This is a genomic window from Thioalkalivibrio sp. HL-Eb18 (assembly GCF_000364985.1).
Classification (GTDB): Bacteria; Pseudomonadota; Gammaproteobacteria; order Ectothiorhodospirales; family Ectothiorhodospiraceae; genus Thioalkalivibrio.
Genome location: NZ_KB822976.1, coordinates 44229 through 68159, shown reverse-complemented (window position 1 = coordinate 68159; position 23931 = coordinate 44229). Strand labels below are relative to the sequence as shown.

At 65.1% G+C, this 23931-nt stretch carries 24 protein-coding genes and 2 pseudogenes; 15 read left to right on the top strand and 11 right to left on the bottom strand.

The window, feature by feature from the left end; translation table 11 throughout:
• The 3 genes from F813_RS0112005 to F813_RS0111995 all read left to right on the top strand — a co-directional run.
• Nucleotides 1-202: transposase (locus F813_RS0112005; RefSeq protein ID WP_017926237.1), on the top strand; the 202-nt coding region annotated here is incomplete at its 5' end.
• Nucleotides 203-593: 391 nt separating this feature from the next.
• Nucleotides 594-845, top strand: a complete 252-nt coding sequence (locus F813_RS0112000) for a hypothetical protein (protein ID WP_017926761.1) — start codon at nucleotides 594-596, stop codon at nucleotides 843-845.
• A 102-nt stretch (nucleotides 846-947) separates the two neighbouring features.
• Entirely contained in the window at nucleotides 948-2240 is a 1293-nt protein-coding gene (locus tag F813_RS0111995) for a radical SAM protein (RefSeq protein ID WP_231289559.1), read from the top strand.
• 212 nt (nucleotides 2241-2452) lie between these two features.
• Here F813_RS0111995 and F813_RS0111990 read toward each other — a convergent pair whose 3' ends face one another.
• The gene (locus F813_RS0111990; protein WP_017926759.1) at nucleotides 2453-2920 is read right to left on the bottom strand and encodes a hypothetical protein; all 468 of its coding nucleotides are present in this window, start codon (nucleotides 2918-2920) and stop codon (nucleotides 2453-2455) included.
• A gap of 186 nt (nucleotides 2921-3106) precedes the next feature.
• Between F813_RS0111990 and F813_RS0111985 the strand changes: the two genes are divergently transcribed.
• Together F813_RS0111985 and pyk are read left to right on the top strand one after the other, a co-directional pair.
• Nucleotides 3107-3571 (top strand): hypothetical protein, encoded by a 465-nt coding sequence (locus F813_RS0111985; protein ID WP_231289558.1) that lies wholly within the window; start codon nucleotides 3107-3109, stop codon nucleotides 3569-3571.
• Nucleotides 3572-3726: 155 nt separating this feature from the next.
• Nucleotides 3727-5184: a pyruvate kinase gene (pyk, locus tag F813_RS0111980; protein WP_017926757.1), complete on the top strand. Its 1458-nt coding sequence runs from the start codon at nucleotides 3727-3729 to the stop codon at nucleotides 5182-5184.
• Nucleotides 5185-5387: 203 nt separating this feature from the next.
• Here the strand turns inward: pyk and F813_RS0111975 are convergent, their stop codons facing one another.
• The gene (locus F813_RS0111975) at nucleotides 5388-6443 is read right to left on the bottom strand and encodes a GlxA family transcriptional regulator (protein ID WP_017926756.1); all 1056 of its coding nucleotides are present in this window, start codon (nucleotides 6441-6443) and stop codon (nucleotides 5388-5390) included.
• A gap of 134 nt (nucleotides 6444-6577) precedes the next feature.
• On the opposite strand from F813_RS0111975, the gene F813_RS0111970 reads away from it, so the two are divergent.
• Nucleotides 6578-7159: an OsmC family protein gene (locus F813_RS0111970; protein ID WP_017926755.1), complete on the top strand. Its 582-nt coding sequence runs from the start codon at nucleotides 6578-6580 to the stop codon at nucleotides 7157-7159.
• A gap of 219 nt (nucleotides 7160-7378) precedes the next feature.
• Entirely contained in the window at nucleotides 7379-9181 is a 1803-nt protein-coding gene (locus F813_RS0111965; protein WP_017926754.1) for an SLC13 family permease, read from the top strand.
• Nucleotides 9182-9272: 91 nt separating this feature from the next.
• Here F813_RS0111965 and F813_RS0111960 read toward each other — a convergent pair whose 3' ends face one another.
• The 3 genes from F813_RS0111960 to F813_RS0111950 all read right to left on the bottom strand — a co-directional run bounded on the left by F813_RS0111960 (nucleotide 9273) and on the right by F813_RS0111950 (nucleotide 13610).
• Entirely contained in the window at nucleotides 9273-10721 is a 1449-nt protein-coding gene (locus F813_RS0111960) for a catalase (protein WP_017926753.1), read from the bottom strand.
• Between the two features lie 260 nt (nucleotides 10722-10981).
• Complete coding sequence (locus tag F813_RS0111955) at nucleotides 10982-13114, bottom strand: S9 family peptidase (protein ID WP_017926752.1); 2133 nt, start codon at nucleotides 13112-13114, stop codon at nucleotides 10982-10984.
• 88 nt (nucleotides 13115-13202) lie between these two features.
• Nucleotides 13203-13610, bottom strand: a complete 408-nt coding sequence (locus F813_RS0111950; protein ID WP_012983023.1) for a rhodanese-like domain-containing protein — start codon at nucleotides 13608-13610, stop codon at nucleotides 13203-13205.
• Nucleotides 13611-13847: 237 nt separating this feature from the next.
• Here F813_RS0111950 and F813_RS0111945 point away from each other — a divergent pair, with 237 nt between their 5' ends.
• The 4 genes from F813_RS0111945 to F813_RS0111930 all read left to right on the top strand — a co-directional run bounded on the left by F813_RS0111945 (nucleotide 13848) and on the right by F813_RS0111930 (nucleotide 15708).
• Nucleotides 13848-14261 (top strand): GreA/GreB family elongation factor, encoded by a 414-nt coding sequence (locus F813_RS0111945; RefSeq protein ID WP_017926751.1) that lies wholly within the window; start codon nucleotides 13848-13850, stop codon nucleotides 14259-14261.
• Between the two features lie 159 nt (nucleotides 14262-14420).
• On the top strand, nucleotides 14421-14699 hold the full coding sequence (locus tag F813_RS0111940; protein ID WP_017926750.1) for a hypothetical protein: 279 nt from the start codon (nucleotides 14421-14423) through the stop codon (nucleotides 14697-14699).
• A 74-nt stretch (nucleotides 14700-14773) separates the two neighbouring features.
• Complete coding sequence (locus F813_RS0111935; RefSeq protein ID WP_012983026.1) at nucleotides 14774-15076, top strand: DUF3817 domain-containing protein; 303 nt, start codon at nucleotides 14774-14776, stop codon at nucleotides 15074-15076.
• Between the two features lie 284 nt (nucleotides 15077-15360).
• Complete coding sequence (locus F813_RS0111930; protein WP_012983027.1) at nucleotides 15361-15708, top strand: antibiotic biosynthesis monooxygenase; 348 nt, start codon at nucleotides 15361-15363, stop codon at nucleotides 15706-15708.
• Between the two features lie 24 nt (nucleotides 15709-15732).
• Here F813_RS0111930 and F813_RS0111925 read toward each other — a convergent pair whose 3' ends face one another.
• Nucleotides 15733-17193 (bottom strand): plastocyanin/azurin family copper-binding protein, encoded by a 1461-nt coding sequence (locus tag F813_RS0111925; RefSeq protein ID WP_026148275.1) that lies wholly within the window; start codon nucleotides 17191-17193, stop codon nucleotides 15733-15735.
• Nucleotides 17194-17433: 240 nt separating this feature from the next.
• On the opposite strand from F813_RS0111925, the gene mscL reads away from it, so the two are divergent.
• Nucleotides 17434-17835 carry a large-conductance mechanosensitive channel protein MscL gene (gene mscL, locus F813_RS0111920; protein ID WP_017926748.1) on the top strand — a complete coding sequence of 134 codons (402 nt, stop codon included), beginning with the start codon at nucleotides 17434-17436 and terminating at the stop codon, nucleotides 17833-17835.
• A gap of 31 nt (nucleotides 17836-17866) precedes the next feature.
• Here the strand turns inward: mscL and F813_RS0111915 are convergent, their stop codons facing one another.
• Nucleotides 17867-19183, bottom strand: coding sequence for a rhodanese-like domain-containing protein (locus tag F813_RS0111915; protein ID WP_017926747.1), 1317 nt, complete (start codon nucleotides 19181-19183; stop codon nucleotides 17867-17869).
• Nucleotides 19184-19299: 116 nt separating this feature from the next.
• Between F813_RS0111915 and F813_RS0111910 the strand changes: the two genes are divergently transcribed.
• On the top strand, nucleotides 19300-19650 hold the full coding sequence (locus F813_RS0111910) for a hypothetical protein (RefSeq protein ID WP_017926746.1): 351 nt from the start codon (nucleotides 19300-19302) through the stop codon (nucleotides 19648-19650).
• Between the two features lie 32 nt (nucleotides 19651-19682).
• Here the strand turns inward: F813_RS0111910 and F813_RS0111905 are convergent, their stop codons facing one another.
• Complete coding sequence (locus F813_RS0111905) at nucleotides 19683-20255, bottom strand: NUDIX hydrolase (protein WP_012983032.1); 573 nt, start codon at nucleotides 20253-20255, stop codon at nucleotides 19683-19685.
• 1 nt (nucleotide 20256) lies between these two features.
• On the bottom strand, nucleotides 20257-20871 hold the full coding sequence (locus tag F813_RS0111900) for a microcompartments protein (RefSeq protein ID WP_012983033.1): 615 nt from the start codon (nucleotides 20869-20871) through the stop codon (nucleotides 20257-20259).
• 293 nt (nucleotides 20872-21164) lie between these two features.
• Between F813_RS0111900 and F813_RS0111895 the strand changes: the two genes are divergently transcribed.
• The gene (locus F813_RS0111895) at nucleotides 21165-21794 is read left to right on the top strand and encodes an alternative oxidase (protein ID WP_017926745.1); all 630 of its coding nucleotides are present in this window, start codon (nucleotides 21165-21167) and stop codon (nucleotides 21792-21794) included.
• 36 nt (nucleotides 21795-21830) lie between these two features.
• Here the strand turns inward: F813_RS0111895 and F813_RS0111890 are convergent.
• Nucleotides 21831-22091 (bottom strand): annotated as a pseudogene (locus F813_RS0111890) (DsrE family protein); the annotation flags it as partial.
• A 3-nt stretch (nucleotides 22092-22094) separates the two neighbouring features.
• A pseudogene (locus F813_RS0111885) lies at nucleotides 22095-22277 on the bottom strand (TetR/AcrR family transcriptional regulator); the annotation flags it as partial.
• A 236-nt stretch (nucleotides 22278-22513) separates the two neighbouring features.
• On the opposite strand from F813_RS0111885, the gene F813_RS0111880 reads away from it, so the two are divergent.
• Nucleotides 22514-23923 (top strand): GGDEF domain-containing protein, encoded by a 1410-nt coding sequence (locus F813_RS0111880; RefSeq protein WP_026148274.1) that lies wholly within the window; start codon nucleotides 22514-22516, stop codon nucleotides 23921-23923.
• Nucleotides 23924-23931 lie beyond the last annotated feature (8 nt).

Genomic DNA, 23931 nt, shown 5'->3' with positions numbered 1-23931 from the left:
CGATCAGGTGCGCGCCGCTGAACGGCACAAGGCTCAGTTGCGTTCGATCGTGGAGCATCCGTTCCATGTGGTGAAGAACCTGTTCGGATATCGCAAGGTGCGCTACCGCGGCCTCAAGAAGAACACCGCGCAGCTGCACAGCCTGTTCGCCCTGGCGAACCTGTACCGTGCGCGACAATGGGGGCTGCTGCCGCAGGGGTAGTGTGTCCGCAGGACCGGAAATCGCCCCTGTAACCGCCAAAAACGGCGGTTACAGGGGCCCAGGCCGGCCGTAATGGCCCCAGTGCCCTTCCAAAAACGCTTCGGCGGGGCACGGAGCCGGATGCAGGCCCATTGATCAGCGTTTCCTTAACGGGCGCCAATTTGGCATGTCTCTATGATTACCAGTCTCTTTCTCAGGTCCTCAGGTCCGACCCCGGCAACCTTCGGTGCAAAGGCCTTGGTCTGCCCCCGACACGCCGTGTTGGTGCAGATGCCCGATTGAATCCTCGCCGTCCAACGTCTACGCTCAGCTTTGCGGGCCCGCACGCGATTCGGAAGTTCTCGTGCGGGCATCTTCATTTCGACCGCTTAATCCAAGGAAGGAGACAGGCATGGACGACAGCTTTGATCCGCGCGAGCAGGAAGCATTCCAGAAGCGTTACCAAGACTTTATAGGCCAATCCATTATCGACGGACTTCTGCGTCCCGAGATCCTCCCCGGGATTGGTGACCTCCTGCAGAACCATGGCCAGGGTGGCAACTACCGTCAGAGCGGCGGTGGCAGCTATACGCAGACCGGCGGTGGCGATTACTCGCAGTCCGGCGGTGGGGACTACACCCAGTCGTCGGAACTGCCCCGCTAACCGTTCAGCCCCGCCGGTTTTCGCTGGCGGGGCTGTTCACATCCCCAGCCTTCACGTACGGGAACCGCCGTACCCACGGATTAGCACGCGTGGGCACCGCGGTTGATCGTCCGTGGCTGCGCGTATGACATCCGCTACAGGGAGACCCACATGCAGGACGCTTGGGCACAATCCGAGACTGCGGAAAAACGCTTCGCAGGAACCACTCTCCAGGTGGTTTTCAAACTGGTGGAGCGCTGCAACATCAACTGCTCCTACTGTTACTACTTCAACATGGGGGACAAGACCCCCTTCGACCGACCGGTCAAGGCCACCCCCGAGACCGTGGAAGCCATGGCGGACTGGATTACCCAGGGTTGCGAGGAACTTGGCTTCCGCCGCGTGCTGATCGCCTTCCACGGTGGCGAACCGATGCTGGTCAAACCCAGAGAATTCGAGAAGATCTGCGAAATCTTCCGCCAGCGGATTGAACCGCACGTGCCGATGGGGCTCACGATCCAGACCAATGGGACTGTACTCTCGGAAGAATGGCTGGCACTGTTCCACGAATACGGCGTTCACGTCGGAGTGAGCATCGACGGCGACCGCGCCGCCAATGACCGCTTCCGGCTCGATCATCAGGGCCGGTCCACCTTCCAACAGGTAGAGGGCAATCTCCAGCGATTCCTGGCCTGGGCCGATGCGGGCAACGGGCGCGGGGTATCGACCATTTCGGTGATGGATCACCGCAATGACTACGCCGAGGTCTACCGTTACCTGCGCTCCCTGGGCGTGCGGCAGATGAGCTTTCTTCTGCCGGACCGTAACCGGGATGATGGCTTCAGCGAACCGGGCGAAACCGGCGAACGCTACGGTGAGTGCCTGGCGGATCTTTTCCAGGCTTGGCTGGCCGAGGACGACAATGACATCTTCGTCCGCCAGATAAGCGAAGTGCTTCAGCACCTGCAGGTACGCGAAGACAGCGATGTGGAAGGAGACCCCAGCGCGGGCGGCCGCCGCGAAGGCTTCCAGATCGTAGTCATGCACAGCGATGGCAGTGTCTCGGTGAACGACTCTTTCCTCCCGGCGCTGGACTGGTATTCCCGCACGCCCCGCTACTCCATCTACCAGCACACCCTGGGGGAGTTTCTCGACGACCCCATTTTCGAGGATGTCGAGCGCATCCAGGCCAGTCCGGCGACCGTATGTCGGTCCTGCGAGTGGCGCGGCATCTGCCGGGGTGGCGACATCGAGAACCGCTACTCTGCGGAAAATGGCTTCGACAACCCCTCGATCTACTGCCACGGCTACGATCGTTACTATCGCGACATCCGCGACACGCTGATCCGAAACGGGTACCCAGCGGAATTGATGGAGGCGCAAATTGTGCGCTCCCGCAACGGATCCCCAAGCTGACATCGGCCAACCGATGACGAGCATCGCCCGATCTCCCGGGCCTGCGGAAACACGGGATCAGACCTTGCCTTTTGCCTGATGCCAATCAACTGATTCCCGAGAGCTCCTGCTCGCATCCGCCACAGGCAGGAGCTTCGCCTGCGAGCAGGCTCCTACAGGGTCACTGCAACGCGGTTGGTGGGTAGCGGGCAGCCACCTTCTTGATGCGGGAGCTATTCGTTGTTCAGTGCCCGTTGTCCCCTCACCTGACGGCGGACGAGCCAGATCAGCAGGAGCGGCAGGATCAGCCACTGAATGAGCGGCAGCAGGCCCGTGCCCAGGAGCGGCAGGGTGGGCATGGTGTCGGCGTACTGCCAGCGGTCGTCGATTTCGGTTGCGTGCCACTCCAGGCCGATGGTGATCACGACTCCGATCGCCACGAACAGCAGCACGGTGCGCAGGGTGGGGTGAAGAATCCAGCCTCGGTTGCGGGTGAGCGCCGCTACGCCCCAGAAGGCCACGAGGGCGATCAATACATCGCCAAGCGTTGCCCGGGTGCAGAACACCACGGCCTCCCAGTGCGGCATGGTGGGCATGTCGTCGAAGAAGGGCACCTGCAGGAACTCCCATGGGTAGTTCAGCAGGAACGCAAACACGGCCACGTTGAACTCGGGTAGGGCCAGGATGCGCTGTCGTGACATGGGAGCCTCCTGTCGGTCTTGGCTCGGGCTGTTCGGACACCGAGACGGTACACGATGATACTGCCTTGCCTGAAGTCGAGGGCCGATCGGCCAGGCGGCGCGGCAACCGGGGCTGGTTCATCGCTCAATCTGATCTAGACTCCAGATAAGCGAACCTTTTCGGCTACAGGAGAGCAAGCGATGCGCATGACTTCTTCCCTTTCTGCCTGGATGGTCAGCGTGGTGGCTGGTCTCATGGTGCTCGCCATGGGAGTGCTGTCCAGCGACGCGCGCGCCGCAGAAACCGTCGACGGGGTGACGATCTACCTGGGTGTAGTGCCGGCCGCGGTCGTACGTGGCCATCATCCGCCCGATCATCCGGAGGCCGAGATGCACGGCGGCACTCCGGACGACGGCTATCACGTAATGATCGCCCTGTTCGACGATAAGATGGGGGACCGCATCACCGGCGCGGACGTGGAAGCCACGATCAGCAGCGATGAGATGGCCGAGGTTCGCAAGGATCTCGAACGTATGGTGATTGCCGATGCCGAGACATACGGCAATTACTTCGACCTGACCGGCAGCGCCCCATACGACATTGACCTCAAGATCCGGCTGCCGGACGACGATCGCGAGGTGCGGGCCACCCTGGACTGGCAGCGCCCCTGAGCACCGCGACCCAACGGGCGGGGCAGGAGCGGAGGAAGAGGACACCCGTCTTCCGGATGCGGGCATGCATCTCGATAGCAGGCCACCGGGTCGGCGGCGACAGGCTGACGCGGACGGTTTACCCTCGGAGGCATTGATCGAGTAAGGGTCTGCCCATGCCGTTTCCTGCGCAGAAGACGAAGATCGTGGCCACCATCGGGCCGGCGTCCGACTCCCCGGACACGCTACGCCGAATGATGCAGGCCGGGCTCAACGTGGTGCGGCTGAATTTCTCGCATGGTGACCCGGCCTACCACGCCGAGGTGATCGGACGTATCCGAGAGGCGGCACGGGATGCCGGCGCACGCGTTGCGATCCTGGGCGACCTGCCGGGGCCGAAGATGCGTATCGGCGAACTGGCCGAGGAGCCGATCGAGCTGGAGCCCGGCCAGACCATCACACTGACCACCGAGGACTGCACCGGGGATGCCTCGCGCGTGAGCGTTTCGTTCGCCGGGCTGCCGGAGGCGGTACAGCCCGGTGATGCGCTGTTTCTCAACGATGGCTACATCGAGCTGGAGGCGTTGTCGGTCGAGGGCCACGACGTCACCTGCCGCGTGCAGACGGGCGGGGAACTGCGCTCGCGCAAGGGTCTGAACCTGCCGGGCATCGATCTCGGCATCCGCGCCTTTACGCTGGACGATCACGACTGGCTGCGGTTTGCGGTGGAACACGGCGTGGATGCCGTCAGCCAGAGCTTCGTGGTCGACGGCGACGACATCCTGGCCGTGCGCAAGGCCGCGGAGGCGCTGGGCTACAGCCCGTTCATCGTCGCCAAGATCGAACGGGCGGCGGCGCTGGAGCAGCTCGACAGCATCCTGGAGGCGGCGGACGGCATCATGGTGGCGCGCGGGGATCTGGGGGTGGAGATCCCGATCGCGAGCATCGCCCTCGCCCAGCGCCGCATCACCCGGCGCGCCAACCAGTACCACCGCCCAGTGATCACCGCCACCCAGATGCTGGAGTCCATGGTCACCTCGCGCCGCCCGACCCGTGCCGAGGCGACCGACGTGGCCAATGCCATCCTGGGCGGCAGCGACTGCGTGATGCTCTCCGGCGAATCGGCCATGGGGCGGTATCCGGTGGAGTCGGTGGCCATGCTCGCGGCCATTGCCCGCTCGATCGAACCGGAACGCGACCGGGGCGTGATCCCGGATGGCCCGAACGACCATGGCGAGGCCGGGCACGACCGCGCCGTCGACCTGATCGTGCGCAGCGTATTCCACACCGCGCAGCGGCGTCTGCCCCAGGTGACCCTGGCGCCCACGCTCAGCGGCACCACCGCCCGACGCATTGCCTGCCTGCGCCTGCCCTGCTGGACGGTCGCTTTCACCCCGACCCCCGCAACCGCCCAGAGCCTGCAGTTCTCCTACGGCGTCGAGCCGGTGGAAGTCACCGAGGACCGCAGCGACTGGAACGACTTCGCCCGGACGTGGCTCGCCGAGAACGACATCAATGACGGCCTCGCCCTCCTCATCCAGGGCCCCTCGGGCCCGAACCCGACCGGCAACCACCGCCTGGAACTGCTCGAACTCGACAGCCCCAGCCAGGGAGACGCACCAGGGCATACCTGAGAAAAGGTCAACGAGAACACACCCTTCTTCCCTGCCCCGTCATGGCGAGGCCCCGCCGGGGCCGTGGCCATCTCCGAACGCGACCCCAGACGTCCGCCTCTGTCAGCGCCGGGGAGATCCACAGAGATCGCCACGGCGCTGCGCGCCTCGCGATGACGGTGCCGGCCCGTGAAGGGGACACCCATCTTTGCCCTACCCAACCTTCAGCTCGCGGCCTTGTCCGGACGGGCCTGCCCGGTACTCAAGTCCGCGCCTGCGAAGAAGAGCCTGCGATACCGCCCCGGGGTGGTACCCGTCAGCCGCCGGAACAGCTCGCGACAAAAAGATACGTCCTCGTACCCGACGGCGAAGCTGATCTCCTCGATGGACATCGTGGTGGTTTCGAGCAGGTGCTTGGCCCTTTCGATGCGCACGTTCTGCAGGTAATGCACAAGGGATACGCCGGTAGCCTTTTTGAATCGACGCTTCAGGGTGCGCTCTGCCAGGCCGGATTCCTCGATCAGCAAGCGGATCGCGGAGTGCTCGGCAAAATGCCGGCCCAGCCAGTCCTCGCACTGCCGGATTCGGGCGTCGGCATGGTCGGATTGCAGCACCAGCGGGGTATAAGGCCCCTGGCCTTCATCGTGCCACTTGAGCAGATACACCTTGGCGATGCGGATGGCCTCCACCGGGCCCAGATGGCGCGCGATGATATGCAGGGCCAGATCGTGCCAGGACGTGGTACCCCCCGCGCTGACGATCCGCCCTGACGGCTCCGCCAGGACCAGATTAGGCTCGGGCCGGAATCGGACTTCCGGATAGTCGCGCCGGAACAAGTCCTGATACCCCCAGTGCGATGTGGCGGCACACCCGGCCAAAAGCCCCGTTTCGGCCAGCATGATGGTTCCGGAGCAGGCGGAGTAGATGGATTTTCCGCCCTCATAGCAGTCGCGAACCCAGCGCATCAGTTCCGGGTACCGGCCATGGAAGGATTCGTCCGGGCCCAGCCATAGCTCGGGCAGGATCACGATGGACGCCTCCGGCTGGTCGCGAATCGCGCAATGCGGCTGCACCGGAATGTCGTTGCCGCAAAGAAAAGGCTTGCGTTCGCACGCGACGATGCGCACCCGAAACCCGGCCTGGATGACGGGCTCATGGCGAAGGCGTTGCCAGAGATTCCCGGCGGCCGAAAGCACGTCCACCATGCCGTACAGCGCGGAACCAGCCGTTTCGGGGACGGCAACGATCAGCACCTCGACAGGCATGTCCGAGCGGCTCATCTGCGTCCTCCGGTGGCACGAACGCCACGCTTCTGGCTCGTCTGCCGCTTATGCAGTCGATTACCCGGTTATAGCCTATAACTGCGCCACCATCCGATGGCGCGAAATGGTCCCTTCTGAAGCGGAGAACAGCCATGAACACGCAAGACACCATCAACGGCCTGAACGTGGATCAGATGACCACGACCGTGCAGGCCCTGCAGGACAACCGCGAACTCGCGCAGTTCGAGTTCCGCGCCCGCAACACCTGGATCAGCGGAGGCGAGAATCGATCGACCATCAAGGACTTCTATGGCGCGGGTGCCGAAGACACCTCGCGGGATACCGGGTGGGAATTCACCAACGGCGAACCGCCGGTGCTACTCGGCAACAACGAGGGTGCCAACCCGGTTGAATACCTGCTCCACGCGCTGGCGGGATGCGTCACCACGACGACCGTGCTGCACGCCACCGCCCGGGGTATTCACATCCGTTCGCTTTCGACCGAGCTGAAAGGAACGATCAATCTGGAAGGTCTCCTGGCGCTCAATGACGAGGTCCCGGCCGGCTACCAGGACATCACCATCCAGATGCAGGTCGACGCGGACTGCAGCCAGCAAGAGCTGGACGACCTGCTCGGGTTTGCGCAGGAACATTCGCCGGTGTGCAACACGGTCTGCCGACCGGTACCGGTCAGGATCGAGCGCGTGGCCCATGCCGGCCGGTCGGCGGCGTAATGCGGACGACTGGAACCACCTGTCCCTTGCCAGCTTCCGCGGTTCCAGTGCGACGGCGGCGCACGCAGTACGCGCCGTCGTCCGCTCGACGCTGAATGGCAGGCAAGGGGGTTCCCTCGTTCAGCGCCTGCCGCCACAAACGGTGCACATGACCCGCGAAGGCCCTACATTGGACGAAAGGAATGACCCAGGGAGCGGTGAGTGACAGCCGAGCAGTGGATGATCTTCGGGGTGCTGGCGGTCACCCTCGTGTTGTTTGTATGGAACCGCTGGCGCTACGACATCGTGGCGATCGGGGCGCTGCTGGCGGCGGCCTTTCTCGGGCTGGTCCCGTTTCGCGAGATGTTCTCCGGCTTCGGCCACCCGGCGGTGATCACGGTCGCCGCCGTGCTGGTGCTGAGCCGGGGGTTGCTGAACGCCGGGGTGGTGGACACGGTCGCGCGGCAGCTCACCCGTGTGGGCGACCAGCCCTGGGTTCAGGTGGCCGCACTGACGGGGATCGTGGCGCTGGCCTCGGGGTTCATGAACAACGTCGGCGCGCTGGCCCTGCTGATGCCCGTGGCCATCTGGATGGCGCGCCAGAGCGGGCGTTCGCCCTCGTTCCTGCTGATGCCGCTGGCGTTCGGGTCGCTTCTGGGCGGGATGCTGACCATGATCGGCACGCCGCCGAACATCATCATTGCCGAGTACCGCGCGGAGGCGACAGGCACCGCGTTTGCAATGTTCGACTTCCTGCCGGTGGGGCTGGGGGTCGCGCTGGTCGGCGTGATCTTCATTGCGCTGATCGGCTGGCGGCTGACGCCGCAACGCGAACGCCCGGCCGCCAGCGGCGAGCTGTTCGAGATCAGCGCCTACCTGACCGAGATACGCGTGCCGGAGGGCAACCGCTATGTCGGGCGCACCGTCTACGAGTTGATGCGCGAGCTGCGCGGCGAGGCCGAGGTGGTCGTGGTCGGACTGGTACGCGGGGAACGCCGGGAGCCGATGCCTGCCATCTACGAGGTGCTGCGCGCGGATGACATCCTGCTGGTGGAGGCGGACTCCGACAGCCTGAAGACGCTGCTGGACGTGACCGAAATGGAGCTGCAGGCGCGGGTCGAGGAGGAGGAAGAGCAGGAGCAGGCCGAACAGGAAGGCAACGGCGAGAAGCGCGACAGCGCCCTGGGCGAACTGGCGCTGGAGGAGGCGATCGTGACGCCCGGCTCGCGCCTGGTCGGCGCCACGGCCAGTGCCCTGGAACTGCGCCAGCGCTACGCGGTGAATGTGCTGGCGGTGGCGCGCCAGGGTGTGCGCCTGCGCGAGCGCCTGGACCAGGTGCGGTTTCGGGCCGGGGACATTCTGCTGGTACAGGGAGGCGAGGAGGAACTGCCCGGTGCGCTGAGCGAGCTTGGCTGCCTGCCCCTGGCCTCGCGCGGGTTGCGCATCACCCGGCCGCGCAAGGTGATCCTGGCCAGCAGCCTGTTTGCGCTCGCGCTGGGCGCGGTGGCGCTGGGCTGGGTACCGGCGGCACCAGCGCTGGTCGGGGCCGCAGTGGCGATGGTACTGGTCGGGCTGATCGGGCCAAGCGAGGTGTATCGCGGGATCGAGTGGCCGGTGATCGTGCTGCTGGCCGCGCTGCTGCCGGTGGGCCAGGCGCTGGAGACGACCGGCGGCTCGCAGCTGATCGCCGATGGCCTGTTCACGCTGGGCGAGGCCGCCTCCCCTGCCATGATGCTGGCGCTGTTGATGGCCGTGGTCATGCTGCTGTCGAACGTGATCAACAACGCCGCGGCGGCGGTACTGGCCGCACCGGTGGGGATCGCACTGGCGCGGTCGATGGAGGCCGCACCGGACCCGTTCCTGATGGCCGTGGCCATCGGCGCCTCCTGCGCCTTCCTCACGCCCATCGGGCACCAGTCGAACACGCTGGTGATGGCGCCGGGTGGCTACGAGTTCCGCGACTACTGGCGCATGGGGCTGCCGCTGTCGCTGCTGGTCATCGTGACCGCCGTGCCGCTGATCCTGTGGATCTGGCCACCGTAGGGTCACTCGCGTCTGGCCTGCAACATGGGGCCGGCAGACACCGGCCCCAATGCGCTGGGGTTTTTGCCCGGAACGCTTCCTGGTCGCGCGTCTAGCCGCCGCGCACGCCCTGTTCGATCCGCTCGCCGACGTCCGGATCGATATTTTTCCAGTACGCGAAGGCACGCTCGAGCACGGGTTCCGAGACCCCATCCTTCAGGTGCCCCACCACGTTGGAAACCAGTCGTTCCCGGGCGTCGTCATCCATAACCTTGCGCACGAGCGTCCCGGGTTGCCCGAAATCGTCATCGTCCCGGCGCTTGGTGTACGGGGCGCGGACGAGTTCGCCATCCGCCGCCCATGTCGCCATTTCCGGGTAACGCTCGCTGTCCGCCGCGGGGCCACCCTTGGAGTTGGGTGCATACACGGGATCTGACACGTTCTGGACCCGCATCGCGCCATCCTTGCTGTAGCTGTGAACCGGTACCTGGGGCGCATTGACCGGGATCTGTTTGTAGTTGACCCCCAGGCGCGCCCGGTGGGCATCGGCATAGGAGAAGACCCGCGCCAGCAGCATCTTGTCCGGGCTGAACCCCGTGCCGGGGACCTGGTTGTTCGGCTCGAACGCAGCCTGTTCGATCTCGGTGTGGAAATCCGTGGGGTTGCGGTCCAGGGTCAGCCTGCCCACTTCGATCAGTGGGTAGTCGCCATGCGGCCAGACCTTGGTCAGGTCGAAGGGGTTGAAGCGGTAGGTCTCGGCCTCCTTGAACGGCATGATCTGCATGTACAGCGTCCAGCTCGGGTGATCCCCCCGATCAATGGCCTGGTAGAGGTCCCGAGTGTGGTAGTCAGCGTCTTCGCCAGCGAGCCGGTCGGCCTCTTCCTGGGTCAGAAACTCGATGCCCTGGTCGGTCTTGAAGTGGTACTTCACCCAGAATTTTTCGCCCTCGGCGTTCACCCACATGTAGGTGTGGCTGGAGTAGCCATTCATATGGCGCCAGGTTTTCGGAATGCCGCGATCGCCCATCAGCCAGGTGACCTGGTGCGCGGATTCCGGCGACAGGGTCCAGAAGTCCCATTGCATGTCGTGATCGCGCAGGTTGCTGTCGGCACGGCGCTTCTGGGAACGGATGAAATGCTGGAACTTCATCGGGTCGCGAACGAAGAACACCGGCGTGTTGTTGCCCACCAGGTCGAAGTTGCCTTCGCTGGTGTAGAACTTCACCGCGAAACCGCGCGGATCCCGCCAGGTGTCGGGGCTGCCACGCTCGCCGGCCACCGTGGAAAAACGCAGCAGCACGTCGGTCTTGGTGCCAGGCTGAAACACGGCGGCCTTGGTGTAGCGGCTGACGTCGTTGGTCACCTCGAAGTGCCCGAATGCCCCAGCCCCCTTCGCATGTGGCTGGCGCTCCGTGATCCGCTCACGATTGAAGTTCGCCATCTGCTCAATGAGGTAATGGTCATGGAGCGCGATGGGCCCATCGGGTCCGATGGTGAGCGAATGCTCGTCACTCGCGACGGGAATCCCTGCATCGGTGGTGGTCGGTTTGTTAGTTGCCATGGGGTGCCTCGCTGATTACTGGCTCGCGGCGTGCCGCGTGGCCGTATTGGGGAAGCCCCTTGGCGGGCGCGATGCCCGGAGTGCTCCGCAGGAGGCACGAGAAAGCGTGCCCTCCCGGCGGGACGGACCGGCGTCGCGGGGATCCCCAAGGGGTCTCGATTTGCTTACATCGCTTACGAGACTAGACCCCCTGGATCGGCCATTACCACGGCGAAAATGAGTGGCCGATCGCAGTAACGAGAGCCGCCTTATCCAGCCGATTAGTTCGCTGATACCGATGGGCTGTCGACTGCCTCAACGTCCTGGCGCAGGGAATTCAGTCGCTCCTGCACGGCCTCGGGGTAGTCGGCCTGGTGGCGGCCGCCCAGGTGTTCGGCCAGGAAGGTCTCCAGCCCGGCGAAGAAGGCTAGGCGATTGGTCTGGTCGACCAGACCGTGGCCTTCGTCCGGGGCCAGCAGGTACTCGACCGGGTGTCCGGCCTCGCGCAGGGCTGCAACGATCTGGTCGGACTCCTGCTGCTTCACGCGCGGGTCGTTGGCACCCTGCGCGACCATCAGCGGTGCCTGGATGTTCTCCACGTGGAACAGCGGCGACTGCGCCTTGAGGCGCTCGCGGTCGTCCGGGTCCTCCGGATCGCCGACGCGGCCGTGCATGCGGCGGATGCCGGCCTCCCAGTACGGCGGGATGGATTCCATCAGCGTGATCAGGTTGGACGGTCCCACCATGGAGACGCCGGCGGTGTACAGCTCGGGTGTCCAGGTGAGCCCGGCCAGGGCCGAGTACCCCCCGTAGGAGGCCCCGAAGATCGCGACCCGCTCGGGATCGGCGATGCCCTGGTCGATCAGGTATTTCACGCCGTCGGTGACGTCGTGCTGCATGACACCCGTGCCCCACTCCTGGTTGCCGGCGTTGAGGAATCCCTTGCCGAAACCGGAAGAACCACGGAAGTTGGGCTGAAATACCGCATAGCCACGGTTGGCGAGGAACTGCACCGTGCCGCTGTAGCCCCAGGTATCGCGAATCCACGGGCCGCCGTGCGGCATCACCACCAGCGGCAGGCCTTCCGGCTCCGCGCCGTGCGGGAGCGTGAGGTAGCCGGGAATCTCCTGGCCGTCGCGCGCGGTGTAGCGGATCGGCTCCATCGGCGCGAGGTGCTCGCGCGGCAAGTCCGGGCGCCCCTCGTACAGTCGTTCGATCTCGCGCGTCTCGACGTTCGCGAGATACACGCTGCCCGGGTCGGTGTCCCGGATGACCCCGACCGTCCACAGGGACTCGTCGCGGGTGCGCGAGGTGATCTCCAGCTCACCCTCGCCCAGCTCGTCGCGCAGCCAGTCCAGGTGCGACTCGAAGTCCTCGTCATGCGCGTAGATGCGCTGGCGATCCCCGGTGTACACCGTGGCCAGCAGGCGATGGTCCTGATCCGAGAACTTCGCGCCGCCAAGGTCGACTTCGCCTTCCGGATCGCGATGCACCCGCTCTTCCTCGCCAGTGGCCGGGTCGAACAGGACCAATTCGATCAGGTCACGCTCGTCCCCCGCGTTGGTGCGCATATAGAGCCGCTCGCCGTCGGGATGGAAATTCGCGATGGAGCAGGTCTCGCCGAACGCGCAGGTATAGATCGACTCGAATTCGTCCTGCGACTGCACGCGCAGGATCTCGGTGCCCGCGTCGTCCGTCGTGCGCACGGCCTTGCGCAGCTCGCCTTCGTGGAAGCCCCAGCCCTCGATCTCGGCAGTGTTCTTCGCCACGCGGGTCTTCTCGCCGGTCTCCAGCGCTACGCGATAGACATCGTGCAGGCGCGGGTCGCGTTCGTTCAGCCCGACGAAGATGTACTCCGGGGTCGAGCGCGGGACATGCTGCACCCGCGCCTGCACGCCATCACCCCCGGCGAGGTGGCGCGACTCGGGAATCCCGTCCTGCCCGACGGCGTCCTCCAGCGCGATCACGCGCAGCTCAAGATTCTCGTCGCCATCGCGATCGCGCACGAAGATCAGGTGCCGTCCGTCGCGGGACCAGAAAAAGCCCATGATCGAACGCGGCTCCTCGGTCAGCGGACGGGCCGACTCCAGGGGATCGCCCCGCTTCATCAGATGCAGGTTCATGGCGCCCTCGTGGGCGCTCACCAGTGCCACGTAGTCGCCATCCGGCGAGATACGCCCGGCGGCATGCTGCGGATCGCGGAAGAACTGCTCCAGCTCAAGCAGCGGCGGCGCTTCGCCCTGTGCCCAGGGGCCTTCGCTACCGTCCACGAATTCGGCCTCGACCTCGGTCTCGGCAGCGCCGATGGTCGGCACGGCGAACAACGCCAACGACACGCTCAGCGCGATGGCCGCGGGCGACCTGCGCCGCTTCGTGATCCCGTGATTCGCCAAACGCTCACCCGTGGACTGCATACCTTGTCTCCCGTTACGTGCTGCACCAGCGACAGCCACGCCTCCCCGCGGGTTCCCGACAAGGCCGGGAATACCAGCCAGCAAATGGCTAGTCCTTCCAGCCGCGGAAGCCCTCGCGTACCGACAGGCAACGGGCGTAGCCCAGCTCCCGCAACAGCTCGGCGGCGCGCAGGCTGCGACGACCGCTGTTGCACAGGCACAGCAGGATCTGGTCCTGCGTCACGTGGTAGCGATTGATCAGCGAGAGGAAGTGCTGAAAGTCGCGATCATCCGGCTCGTCCGCGTCCAGCAGCTCCTGCTCCTCCTCCGAGATCGCCCGTCCCAGCAGCTGCTTCAGCCGGAACAGCGGCACCGACACCGCGCCTTCCACCTCCCCCTCCAGCTCCAGCTCGAAGGGCTGGCGGATATCCAGCAGCACGGCCAGGCCGATATCCACCAGTTCGCGCGCGGCGTTGACGCTGATTTCCAGCTGCGGGTCGTTCGTCTCGTTCGCCATGAAGGCTCCTTTGCAATTGCGGGATCGGAAAGATCGGGATTAGGCACACTAGAAATGCCACGATTCACACGGATTTGCCTTTTTTTGGGTGCCTGGGTAGCATCCTAATTTCTTTAATTCTAACAGACAGTTATCAATCGATGGAGCATACGACGATGGGAACCCTCACCTAGGCCGGGCGCCGAATTCCGCGCCCGGCCCATGCCTTCTTCTAACACCTCAACAGGAGATGCGACCGTGGCGCGCAAGAGCTCGTCTTACCTACGTCAAGCCTACGATTCCCAAGTCAACCGCTGGGTCCGCCAGGACTACTGGGGCGCGATTGGTACACCAGTCGACCTTGCCTCGCTACTCGAGAAGATCGAGAGCGAGCCCCCCCATTCGGACACTACTCCCCGATGCGGACAAGTTATCCAGACAGGCTGCTGCGTCCGCCTGCTGGACTTGCAAACCGAGGAGACCTATCTGGTCGAGCTTTGCGAGCCGGAGCACGCCCAGCCCGAGCGCGGGAAGATATCGATCTTGTCCCCTCTGGGCTCGCGTCTGCTGGGGCTGCGCAAGAACTCGCTGGCCGAGATCACGCTGCTCCGTAGCCGACTGCGATTCCTGGTAATCGAAATACTGGCACCGGGGCACGATCCAGACCAATGATCCACACAGGCCTGCCGGAGGTTCACGCCCCGGCAGGCACATCATCCGGCCGGAATACCGTATCCGTGTGCTGCCTCTTCATCTTCGTCAGAGGCTATGGGCACAATCATTCTGTTGCGGTGCCGCCACCATTTCTCGCACCCAACTCCAGGAGAATGCATGAGGCTCTGGTCGAAGTGGAAAAAAGGCGGTGCGTTGCTGGCCGACGTGCTCAAGCGCAACGGGATCGACCCTACGGCGGCCGCGGCCCAGGAGGTGTTCAGCCAGATCCTGAACGAGGCGGAGGCGGCGGCCGATACACGCCTGAAGGATGAGCAGGCCGACGGGAACCTCTCGCCCGACGAGCGCAACACGCGCTGGGAGGCGCTGTTCTTCGAAGAGATTCGCGCCCGGGCCAAGGACTACGCCCAATCTGCGCGCAACCAGCGCAAGGATTAAGCCCGGCCATTTCGTGGCCCCCGTCGCACTTCGTGCTACCCTCCGCCGCGTTTCCCGTTCCACCGGTCCCGTCCATGAAATTTTTCCGCCTGATCAGCGTTCTCGAGGGTTTGTCGCTCGTCACCCTGCTGTTTATCGCAATGCCGCTGCGCACGTATGCGGATATGCCGCTGGCCGTCACCTATGCCGGCTGGGTGCACGGCATCCTGTTCATCCTCTACGGTGCGACTTCGCTGGTCGCCAGCCACCTGAACGGCTGGTCGGTGTGGAAATGGCTGCTGGTTCTGTTCCTCGGCGTGGTCCCGTTCGGCTTCCTCTACGTGGACCGCATGATCCGCCGCGAGACCACCCCCGCCGGCGAGGCCGAGACGGCCTGACCCCACCCATCGTCAGCCGGGGCCCGACAACGGGCACGGCGGGCGCCAAGCCTTGTCATCCCGGCCCAGGCGAAGCGTCGAGCCGGGATCTCCCGCGCCGGCAGTCCCCGTCGACCGAGCCCAACCCGCGCGCGGAGATCCCGGATAACCGCTCGCGGCTTCCGGGATGACACAGTCGGGTGCGCGATGCCGGGTGAGCCTGGAATCACGGAGCGTCGCACTTCCGCACAATGGGCTTTGGCGTGGTTTAATCGGCGCTCCACCCCGCCGATAGCGAAGCCGCCATGATTGCCGTGATCTTTGAAGTGGAACCGCATGCCGAACGCAGGCAGGACTACCTGGATGCGGCCGCGAGCCTGCGCGAACACCTGAAGGACGTCGACGGGTTCATCTCCATTGAACGTTTCGAGAGTCTCAGCCAGCCGGGCAAGGTCTTGTCACTGTCCTTCTGGCGGGACGAGACCGCCGTGCAGGAATGGCGCAATCTGGAGGCGCACCGGCAGGTGCAGGCGGCCGGGCGCGGGGGCATCTTTGTCGACTACCGCCTGCGCGTGGCCGAGGTCGTGCGCGATTACGGTATGCATGACCGCGACCAGGCCCCGCCCGACTCGCGCACGGCCCACGGGGCCTGAATCCACCAACCGCCCCGGCGCGTATCAGTCCGTGTCGCGCACGATGATGCGGCCCTGCATGTAGGGGTGCGGGGCGCAGATGTAGTCGTAGGTTCCCGGCTCGGTCAGGGTCACGCTGTCGCTCTCGGCGTGTGCCAGCAACGCAGTGGCGAACGACTGCGGACCGCTCAGGGCCACCGCGTTGTGGGCACCGGATGTCTCGCCGTGCCCGTAGGTGAAGACGTCCTCGTTGACCCAGGTGATCTTCGTGCCCGGCGCCACCTCGACGATCTTCGGGTAGAAGGCATTGCCCTTCATCTCGATCACGACTTCCTCGACGTCGGACCCGAACCGAACCGGCCGATCCGCCCGCGCGGGAACCGGGTTGGCATCGGCGTCGGGGATGCCGAATGGTGAAAGGATCCGCCGCGCTTCACCCATCCGCTCTTCCCGCTCCGCCGGCTCGTAGGACGGGCCCTCGGCCAGGATCTCGGAAGGCGTATCGGCGTCCGCACGGGCATCCAGCAGCCCGATGGCACCGCGACTGGTACCCCCCACGCCATGATCCAGCATGGTGTAGACGCCCTCCTCCGGGGGTATCCGGAATTCGATCACCCAGGAGTCCGAGGGGCCCGCGGTGACCGTCTGCCCGCCGGGCCACATGGCCGCGGGATGCCCCTGCCAGTACACGTAGTCCCAGACGATGCCGACGATATGGAAGGTCGAGAGCAGGTTGGGCCCCACGTTCAGGAAATACATGCGCACGTAGTCGCCCGGGCGCACCGGGATCGGGTTTTCCACGTAGCGAAACAGCTCGCCATTGAAGGCGGTGTAGCTGGGATCACCTTCCACCGCTTCCTTGCCGCTGGCGTACAGCTCGTGCTGCAGCATGTAGAGCTTCAGATCCGGCTCCTGCCCCAGGTCCGCTTCCAGTTGGTAGGGCTCCTCGCGCGGCTCGACCACCATCATCCCGTACTGGCCGAACATCACGTGCATGGGGATGGCATGGCCACCCGGAGCGCAGTGATACATGAAGACCCCCGGCGGCGTCGCGCGGAAGGTGATCGACTTGGTCTGCCCCGGCATGATGGAACCGACGTGCTTGGAGGTCTGGGTATAGCCGGCATGGAAGGACGCCCCGTGCATCACCGCCCCGCTATTGGTGATCTCCATGCGCACGATGTCGCCCTCGGTGACACGCAGGGTGGGCCCCGGCAGCTTGCCGTCGATCAGGAAGCCGTCGTAGACGACGCCCTGCCCGATCGGCACCTGACCCTCGTTGAGGTCGATCCTGAACACATGATCCGGCTCGATATCCTGCGAGACGTACCCGGTCGGCCGCGTCTCCAGCCCCTCGTCGCGTTCGATGATCTCGATGAAGTCGCTGTCACCGAACCGCTCGCTGAAATCCGGCCCCGGTGAAGCCTGCGCCGCAGAGGCCACCCACCAGAACAGTCCGATCACGCACCAGGCCACGAGGTGCATACCCCGATCGTGGCGACCCATGGCCGAAGATGCTGCTGGTTTTGTGTGCTTCATTGCGTTCTCCCCCGGACCGGGTACACGGCACCCGGCCAAATCTGTATACCCCATATACCTAATTTCTAGACGCACGGATCGAAGTTGTGCAAGTCACGCGCTCATGGGGCTGCCTGAAAATGCCTTGAACTCCCCATCGCCACCAATGGAAACGGCGTCGGCAGTGGCCTATAGGAACTTCTTTGGCAGCCGGAAAGGAGAGCGGGCATGGGCATCATTGAGGAGTTCAAGCAGTTTGTGGCGCGCGGTAACGTCATCGACATGGCGGTCGGCGTCATCGTGGGGTTGGCGTTCGGGCAGATCGTGTCGTCCCTGGTGTCGGACGTGCTGATGCCACCCATCGGTCTGCTGATCGGCGGGGTGGACTTCTCGGAGCTGATGATCGTGCTGCGTGAAGCGGAGAACGGCGTGGCCGCGGTGACGATCAACTACGGCACCTTCATCAAGCGCGTAGTGGACTTCCTGATCATCGCGGTGGTGGTGTTTGCCGCGATCAAGACGATCAGCCGGCTGCAGCGGACGAAGGAAACCCCGCCCGCGGAACCGCCCGCCCCCAGCAACGAGGAAAAGCTGCTCGCCGAGATCCGCGATCTGCTGAAGTCGAAGTAGCGGCGAGGGAAGCCCCCGCCGCCACTTGGCGTCAAAAGTCCTCGAACTCCATAGTGCGGAAGACGCGGCCGGCATTTTGCCGGTGCAGCTCGTCGTAGGTGTCGAGGTGGCGGTAGGCCGACTGGTCGATGTTGTAGGCGTCGTTCAGCGTGCCGCCGGTATCGATGATCTCCTGCACCTCCTCGCGCAGGAAGACGAGGTAGTCCCGGGTGTACTTGCGCAGCTGCTCGAAGTCGGTCACCGGACCACCGTGGCCGGGGATGATGTAATCGGCCTCGATCGCCTCCAGCTTGTCCCAGGTCTCGATCCAGCCGGCGGTGTCGGTGTACTCGAAGATCGGCAGCATGCGCTCGTGGAAGGCGAGATCGCCGGTGATTAGCGTCTGGCGATCCGGGGCCCACAGGGCGATATCCCCCGGGGCATGTGCGGGGCCGAGGTAGAGCACCTCGATGATCTCACTGCCCATGTCCAGCTCGACCCGATCCTCGAAAATCTTGTCCGGCGTGCCCAGTTCGGTGAGAAACGCCTTGTCGCGCGTGCGGTTCGGTGCGCCCTCCAGGCTGCGCTGGCCGTTCTGCTCGATCTCGCGCGCGGCATCCTCGTGCGCGATCACGGTGGCGCCCTGCTCCTGCCAGTAGGTCATGCCGAGCATCGCATGCCCCTGGGCGTTCTCCAGCACCACATACTTCACCGGCTGATCGGTGCGCTTCTTGATCTCCTGGTGCAGGGACTGCGCCAGCAGGTAGTTGTCACCCGCGTTCATCACGACCACGCCATCGTCGGTGATGATGAACGACAGGTTGTTGTTGTGGCCGGAATTCTCGTAGGTCGACGGCTGGGTCGCACCGATCGCGGACCAGACGCCATCGGTCACCTCCTGCGGCATGTCGTAGAGGAAGGAATCCAGCGCCTTGTCGAGCACGTACAGCGGCAATTCGGCCTCCTTCCACTCGGGGAAGCCGCCAGCGTAATTGTGCACGTTGGTATAGCCCATGCGCTGGAGCGTCTGCGCTGCGAGTGCGGAGCGGCGGTTCTCGTCGCTGTAGACGACGATCGGCGCGTCCTTGTCCGATACGTCACCCGGGATGCGAAACTCCAGCTCGCCCCGCGGGATATTGAGTGTCAGGTGCGAACGGATCTGCCCGCCGCCCAGCTCGATCTCCTGGTGCGAGCGTACGTCGATCAGGACATGGTCCGGCTCGTTCGCGATCAGCTCGCGCAGGGCCTCCTGGTCGATATCGGTAACCTCGGCCCGAGCATCCTCGACCAGGGAATCCGCGGTGATCTCGTCCCCCTGCGCGACGGTTGCCGCCGCGAACAGGGCCAAAGCCAGCCATGATGTACGCATCGGGGTGTCCTGTTGTTGCCGGATGTGATTCCCTGAACATAGACAGCCACGGCGCGAGCGTCCATAAAGCGCCCGGCAACGGAACGCCCAGCCCAAGGGGTACAGGAGAAACCACCATGACAGACGCCGCCGAGCTGGCGCGACTCAAGGAACGGATCGATCAACTGGCCGGGATGGCCGCCGATGAACATGCCGCGGCAGCGCGCACGCTCGCCGACGAGCTGAAGGGGGAACTGGCGGTACTGTCCGATGGCGGAAAGCCCGCCCCGGGTACCAGCCAGGCGGACCATTCAGGCGAGTTGCGGGTACCCCGGGAGACGAATCTGAGATGCCCGCGCTGCACGCTGCATTCGTTCAACTTTCAGTCCGGCTCGATGCGCGCACGCGATGACGGGGCGGGCTACGAGGCACGCTTTCACTGCATGAGCTGCGGATTCGAGGACTACGCGCCGGTCAAGCCCCGCTGAGGGAAACACTGAGCGGGCTCGCTGCCGCGTGATCAGCGTGGATGCGTGTGCAGCCAGGTGCGCATGCGGCGGGTCTTCTCGACCATGCGCCAGAGGGAACGGCTGTTGTTGTAGCGCGAGACGTGCTGCAGCGGGACCCACAGGATGTCGTGCGACTCGTGGCTGCCGGGCACCGGCAGGCGGTCGTCGATCTCCAGCAGAAAGCGCACGTCGATGTGTTCGTGCATCGGAAAGTGCGGGCTCGCCGGGATGGTGTGGATGTCGAGATCAAAGACGTCCTCGGCCACCAGGTGAATATGCTCCCGTGCCAGGCCCGTTTCCTCGTGGATCTCGCGCAAGGCGACCTGCAGGATGTCCGACTGGCCGTCGGCATGCCCGCCCGGCTGGAACCAACGGTGGTGCTTGCCATGCAGCAGGAGCAGCGCGCGTTCGCGATCCGGGCTGACCACCCAGGCGGAACCAGTCACGTGTGCCGGCAGGAGATCGCAGTGGAAGCAGTCCGGATGGGCCTGCACGAAGTCCAGCGCACGGCGCACAAAGCCGGCTTCCTCGATGAACGGGGTCTGGTGGCGGGCGAGCAGCTCGAGCAGTTGCGCGCGGTGCATCTTATGTACCGGCGGGGTTGTGCAGGGCGTGAATCGCCGCCCGTGCCGCCTCGTCGATGTCCGCCTCGGAGCCGGCCAGCGTCAGGCGGCCGAACGCACCCACCGCGCGCACGTCGATCAGCGAGACATGGGAGGCCTTCAGTGCCTGATTGGCCGCATAGATGATGTAGCCGGCCGGCTCCGCCTCGAGGATGAACATGCTCTGGTCGGGCAGGATCATGTTGCCGCGCCGGTTCTGGCGGTTGATCAGCACGGTGTGATCCGGCGTCATGCCGCGGATCGTCTCCTGCCACGGGATACGGCAGGGCTGGCGTTCGGACTGATCCGCGCCCAGGCGCTGCAACAGCACACGGCCGGCCTCCTGCACATCGCTCTGGTCGCGATGGTGGATCACCATGGAACCGAATTCGCGTTCCACGACCTGCTGCGCGAGGTGCACACGGGTGGCCTTCAGCGCGACGTCCGTCAGCCGGTGCACGGCCATGCCCGGCGACACCTCCACCCACAGGCACGCGTCCCCCGGCACGGGCAGAAAGCCCTGGGAGACCGTGGCCATGTATTCCGCCAGCTGAGGCTGGAGGGAATCCATGTAGACGTAGGTGCGCAGCTTGATCATCGATTCGCTCTGGGCCGGGGCAACACCCCGTTAGCCCCCGCGCGGCGCGGCCCGGGCCCGCGCGGGAATCCGCACACACGAATTTGAGCCGCCAGAAAACCGCCGGCTTGTTCGCGCACACGGGAGAATAAAGGGGCGTATTGTGAACGCAGCGGCCCCGAAGCTCAACGCCAGACACTCCTGCGCTGCGCGAAACCGCGCATTTTTGTGACACGGCGGAACGACAGTGCGGGTGGCTGGCTCTACTCTCGAGACAAGACATTCATGTTCTTGCGCCCTGCCCGGGAGCCTGTATGAGCATCAACCAGGAAACGGACCTGAGTCGCCATCACGAGCCGCGCGATTTCTCCGACCGTGTCGCACGCGCCTTCACATCCATGATGCGCCTGTTCGCCGACACCTTCTTTGCCCGCCGCTACGGCCACCGCGCCGTGGTGCTGGAGACGGTGGCCGGGGTCCCCGGCATGGTCGGGGCTACCTTGCAGCACCTGCGCTCGCTGCGCCGGATGGAGGACGACCACGGCTGGATCCGCACGCTGATGGACGAGGCCGAAAACGAGCGCATGCACCTGCTCACCTTCATCGAGATCGCCTCGCCCAACTGGCTGGAGCGGCTCCTGATCATCCTGGCGCAGGGCTTCTTCTACACGCTGTATTTCCTGATCTACGTGGTCTCCCCGCGCACCGCGCACCGGATCGTCGGCTACTTCGAGGAGGAGGCCGTCATCAGCTATACCGATTACCTGGAGGAAGTCGAGACCGGTGCGATCGAGAACATCCCGGCACCGGATCGCGCCATCCAGTACTGGGACCTGCCGGAGGACGCACGCCTGTCCGATGTCATTCGCGCCGTACGCGAAGACGAGGCCGGCCATCGCGACGTCAACCACGGCTTCGCCGACCTGCTCAACAAGAAAACTTGAGGCAGGCCTGCCGAGAGATACACACAAAAAAGGCGGTCACATCCCTGTGACGATCGCAACAAGGGACCGTGCGGGAAATCCCGGCGGTGCTCCGTAAACGGGTACCACCGCGTAGCCCTCGGCCTGATGGCCGGTCAGCGCGACGGACGCACTGCGTACCGGCTCGATGCCGGGCAGCACTTCGGCGTGATCGACCCCGAACAGGCGCGCGGCCACAGAGCAGGACTCCATCCGAACGCCCTTGTCCTTCAGCGCGGCGATGAGCTCCTCGATCGTGTCCCGGTGGTCGAACTCCGTTCAGCCCTGATCGACACCCTCCAGTGCCCGCGCATCGTTCGGCATCACATGGGCGGCCAGCGACTCATTGTTACGGAAGTGGTGGCAGATCGAGCCACTCGAGACACCGGGCTCACGCCGAATATCGTGGATCGAGATGTTGAAGTACCCAGCCGTGCTGCACAGTTCCAGCACCGTCTCCAGCACACGCTGGCGCCTCGCCGATTTCCTGTGCTGATACGGTCATCGCGCAACCGAACACGACCGTTCGTGCTCGATTGGGACCGATACACGGCGCTTGCCCCCCCTCGCATCGGGCGAAACAGGCCGGCTTCTGCCAACATGGGGGCCGAGGGGGAGAGGCCAGGGGGGCTTGCATGACCGATCCAGACGATCCGCGCGCCCAGGCCATGACGCCCGGGTCCGGCCAGCGCTACTGGCTGGTGTGGCTGGCAATCGGGCTTGTAGCGACATTCGCTTATATGCTGATGCCCTACGGCGCCACCACTGCGGCCCTGTACGTTGTGGCGAGTCTCGGCGCCGCCGCCGTCGTCGCCGCGGCACTGTTTCGCGGGTGCTCCCCGTGGTGTCGATCGGCCTGGGTCCTGATCGCGATCGCCCTGCTCCTCGGGGGTACCGGGCACCTGATCTGGTATGTCCTGGATCTGCAGGGCCTTGAGCCGTTTCCGGCGGCGCCGGATTTCCTGTACCTGGCGGTCTATCCGCTGTTCATCGTCGCCCTGTGGCGACTGGGCGGCCCCACGGACCGGCACGATGGTGCCCTGGGCGATGCCCTGATCGTCGGCATCTCTGCGGCGGTGCTCGCCTGGGCGCTGCTGATCCAGCCCTACCTGTACGACCCGGAGCTGACCTACCTGCAGCTGCTGGTGTCGGCCGGCTACCCGGTGTTCGACCTGATGCTGCTGCCACTGGCGCTGCGCCTGGTGTTTCGCTACAACACCCGAATTGATGGCCAGCTGCTCCTGCTGCTCGGCGTGCTGGCCTATCTGGCGGCCGATCTCCTCTACGCCCACGGGAACTCCACCGGCTGGTATCAGCCCGGCGGACTCACCGATGCCGGCTGGCTGATCGCCTATACCCTGTTCGCCACGGCCGCGTGGCACCCCTCGTCCCAGGTCAACCCGGACGACCGAACCGGCAGCCATGAGCTCTCCCGCCGCAGGCTCTACATCCTCGGGTCCGCGGCGGTACTGGTGCCGGCGATCATCCTGTTCACCGCCGGGGTGGATACGGACACGGTGCGCGTCGCCGCCGGCGCCTCCATCCTGATCTTCCTGCTGGTTCTGTACCGCATGAGCGGATTGATCCGAGAGACCCAACGCCAGGCCCAGGCGCTGGAGCAACTCTCCCGCACCGACCCGCTAACCGGGGCGGCGAACCGGCGGCACCTGGAGACCGTTCTCGAGGACGAACTGGCGCGTGTCCGGCGTCTCGACACACCGCTCGCCCTCGCCTTTATCGATCTGGATTACTTCAAGCAGTACAACGACCTCCACGGCCACGCGCAGGGGGATCGCCTGCTGCGCGACCTGGTCACAGCCTGGCATCAGGAACTGCGCCCCAGCGACACGGTCGCGCGCTACGGGGGCGAGGAATTTGTGGTGGTGCTCCCCCACACCGGCCCGGATCAGGCGGGCACCGTCATCGAGCGCCTCCGGCAGCGCACCCCGAACCAGCAGACCTGCTCCGCTGGCATCGCCTGTGCCGAGCCGATGGAAACCGCGGAAAGCCTGCTCCGGCGCGCCGACCAGGCCTTGTACCGGGCCAAGGACGAGGGCCGCAACCAGTCGCGGTTCGCCACAACCGATGAGGCTGCGCTGGCGCCATCCTGAACGTTGCC

Bases quoted from the DNA above. Each gene is read 5' to 3' on its own strand.
- F813_RS0111900 (WP_012983033.1), bottom strand. From the start codon at position 20,871: ATGATCAAGCTGCGCACCTACGTCTACATGGATTCCCTCCAGCCTCAG.
- F813_RS0111950 (WP_012983023.1), bottom strand. From the start codon at position 13,610: ATGGCGAACGAGACGAACGACCCGCAGCTGGAAATCAGCGTCAACGCC.
- F813_RS0112000 (WP_017926761.1), top strand. From the start codon at position 594: ATGGACGACAGCTTTGATCCGCGCGAGCAGGAAGCATTCCAGAAGCGT.
- F813_RS0111970 (WP_017926755.1), top strand. From the start codon at position 6,578: ATGAACACGCAAGACACCATCAACGGCCTGAACGTGGATCAGATGACC.
- F813_RS0111930 (WP_012983027.1), top strand. From the start codon at position 15,361: ATGATTGCCGTGATCTTTGAAGTGGAACCGCATGCCGAACGCAGGCAG.
- F813_RS0111905 (WP_012983032.1), bottom strand. From the start codon at position 20,255: ATGCACCGCGCGCAACTGCTCGAGCTGCTCGCCCGCCACCAGACCCCG.
- F813_RS0111910 (WP_017926746.1), top strand. From the start codon at position 19,300: ATGACAGACGCCGCCGAGCTGGCGCGACTCAAGGAACGGATCGATCAA.
- F813_RS0111940 (WP_017926750.1), top strand. From the start codon at position 14,421: ATGAGGCTCTGGTCGAAGTGGAAAAAAGGCGGTGCGTTGCTGGCCGAC.
- F813_RS0111990 (WP_017926759.1), bottom strand. From the start codon at position 2,920: ATGTCACGACAGCGCATCCTGGCCCTACCCGAGTTCAACGTGGCCGTG.
- F813_RS0111965 (WP_017926754.1), top strand. From the start codon at position 7,379: ATGATCTTCGGGGTGCTGGCGGTCACCCTCGTGTTGTTTGTATGGAAC.
- F813_RS0111935 (WP_012983026.1), top strand. From the start codon at position 14,774: ATGAAATTTTTCCGCCTGATCAGCGTTCTCGAGGGTTTGTCGCTCGTC.
- F813_RS0111925 (WP_026148275.1), bottom strand. From the start codon at position 17,193: ATGGGTCGCCACGATCGGGGTATGCACCTCGTGGCCTGGTGCGTGATC.
- F813_RS0111975 (WP_017926756.1), bottom strand. From the start codon at position 6,443: ATGAGCCGCTCGGACATGCCTGTCGAGGTGCTGATCGTTGCCGTCCCC.
- F813_RS0111895 (WP_017926745.1), top strand. From the start codon at position 21,165: ATGAGCATCAACCAGGAAACGGACCTGAGTCGCCATCACGAGCCGCGC.
- mscL (WP_017926748.1), top strand. From the start codon at position 17,434: ATGGGCATCATTGAGGAGTTCAAGCAGTTTGTGGCGCGCGGTAACGTC.
- F813_RS0111985 (WP_231289558.1), top strand. From the start codon at position 3,107: ATGACTTCTTCCCTTTCTGCCTGGATGGTCAGCGTGGTGGCTGGTCTC.
- F813_RS0111955 (WP_017926752.1), bottom strand. From the start codon at position 13,114: ATGCAGTCCACGGGTGAGCGTTTGGCGAATCACGGGATCACGAAGCGG.
- pyk (WP_017926757.1), top strand. From the start codon at position 3,727: ATGCCGTTTCCTGCGCAGAAGACGAAGATCGTGGCCACCATCGGGCCG.
- F813_RS0111960 (WP_017926753.1), bottom strand. From the start codon at position 10,721: ATGGCAACTAACAAACCGACCACCACCGATGCAGGGATTCCCGTCGCG.
- F813_RS0111915 (WP_017926747.1), bottom strand. From the start codon at position 19,183: ATGCGTACATCATGGCTGGCTTTGGCCCTGTTCGCGGCGGCAACCGTC.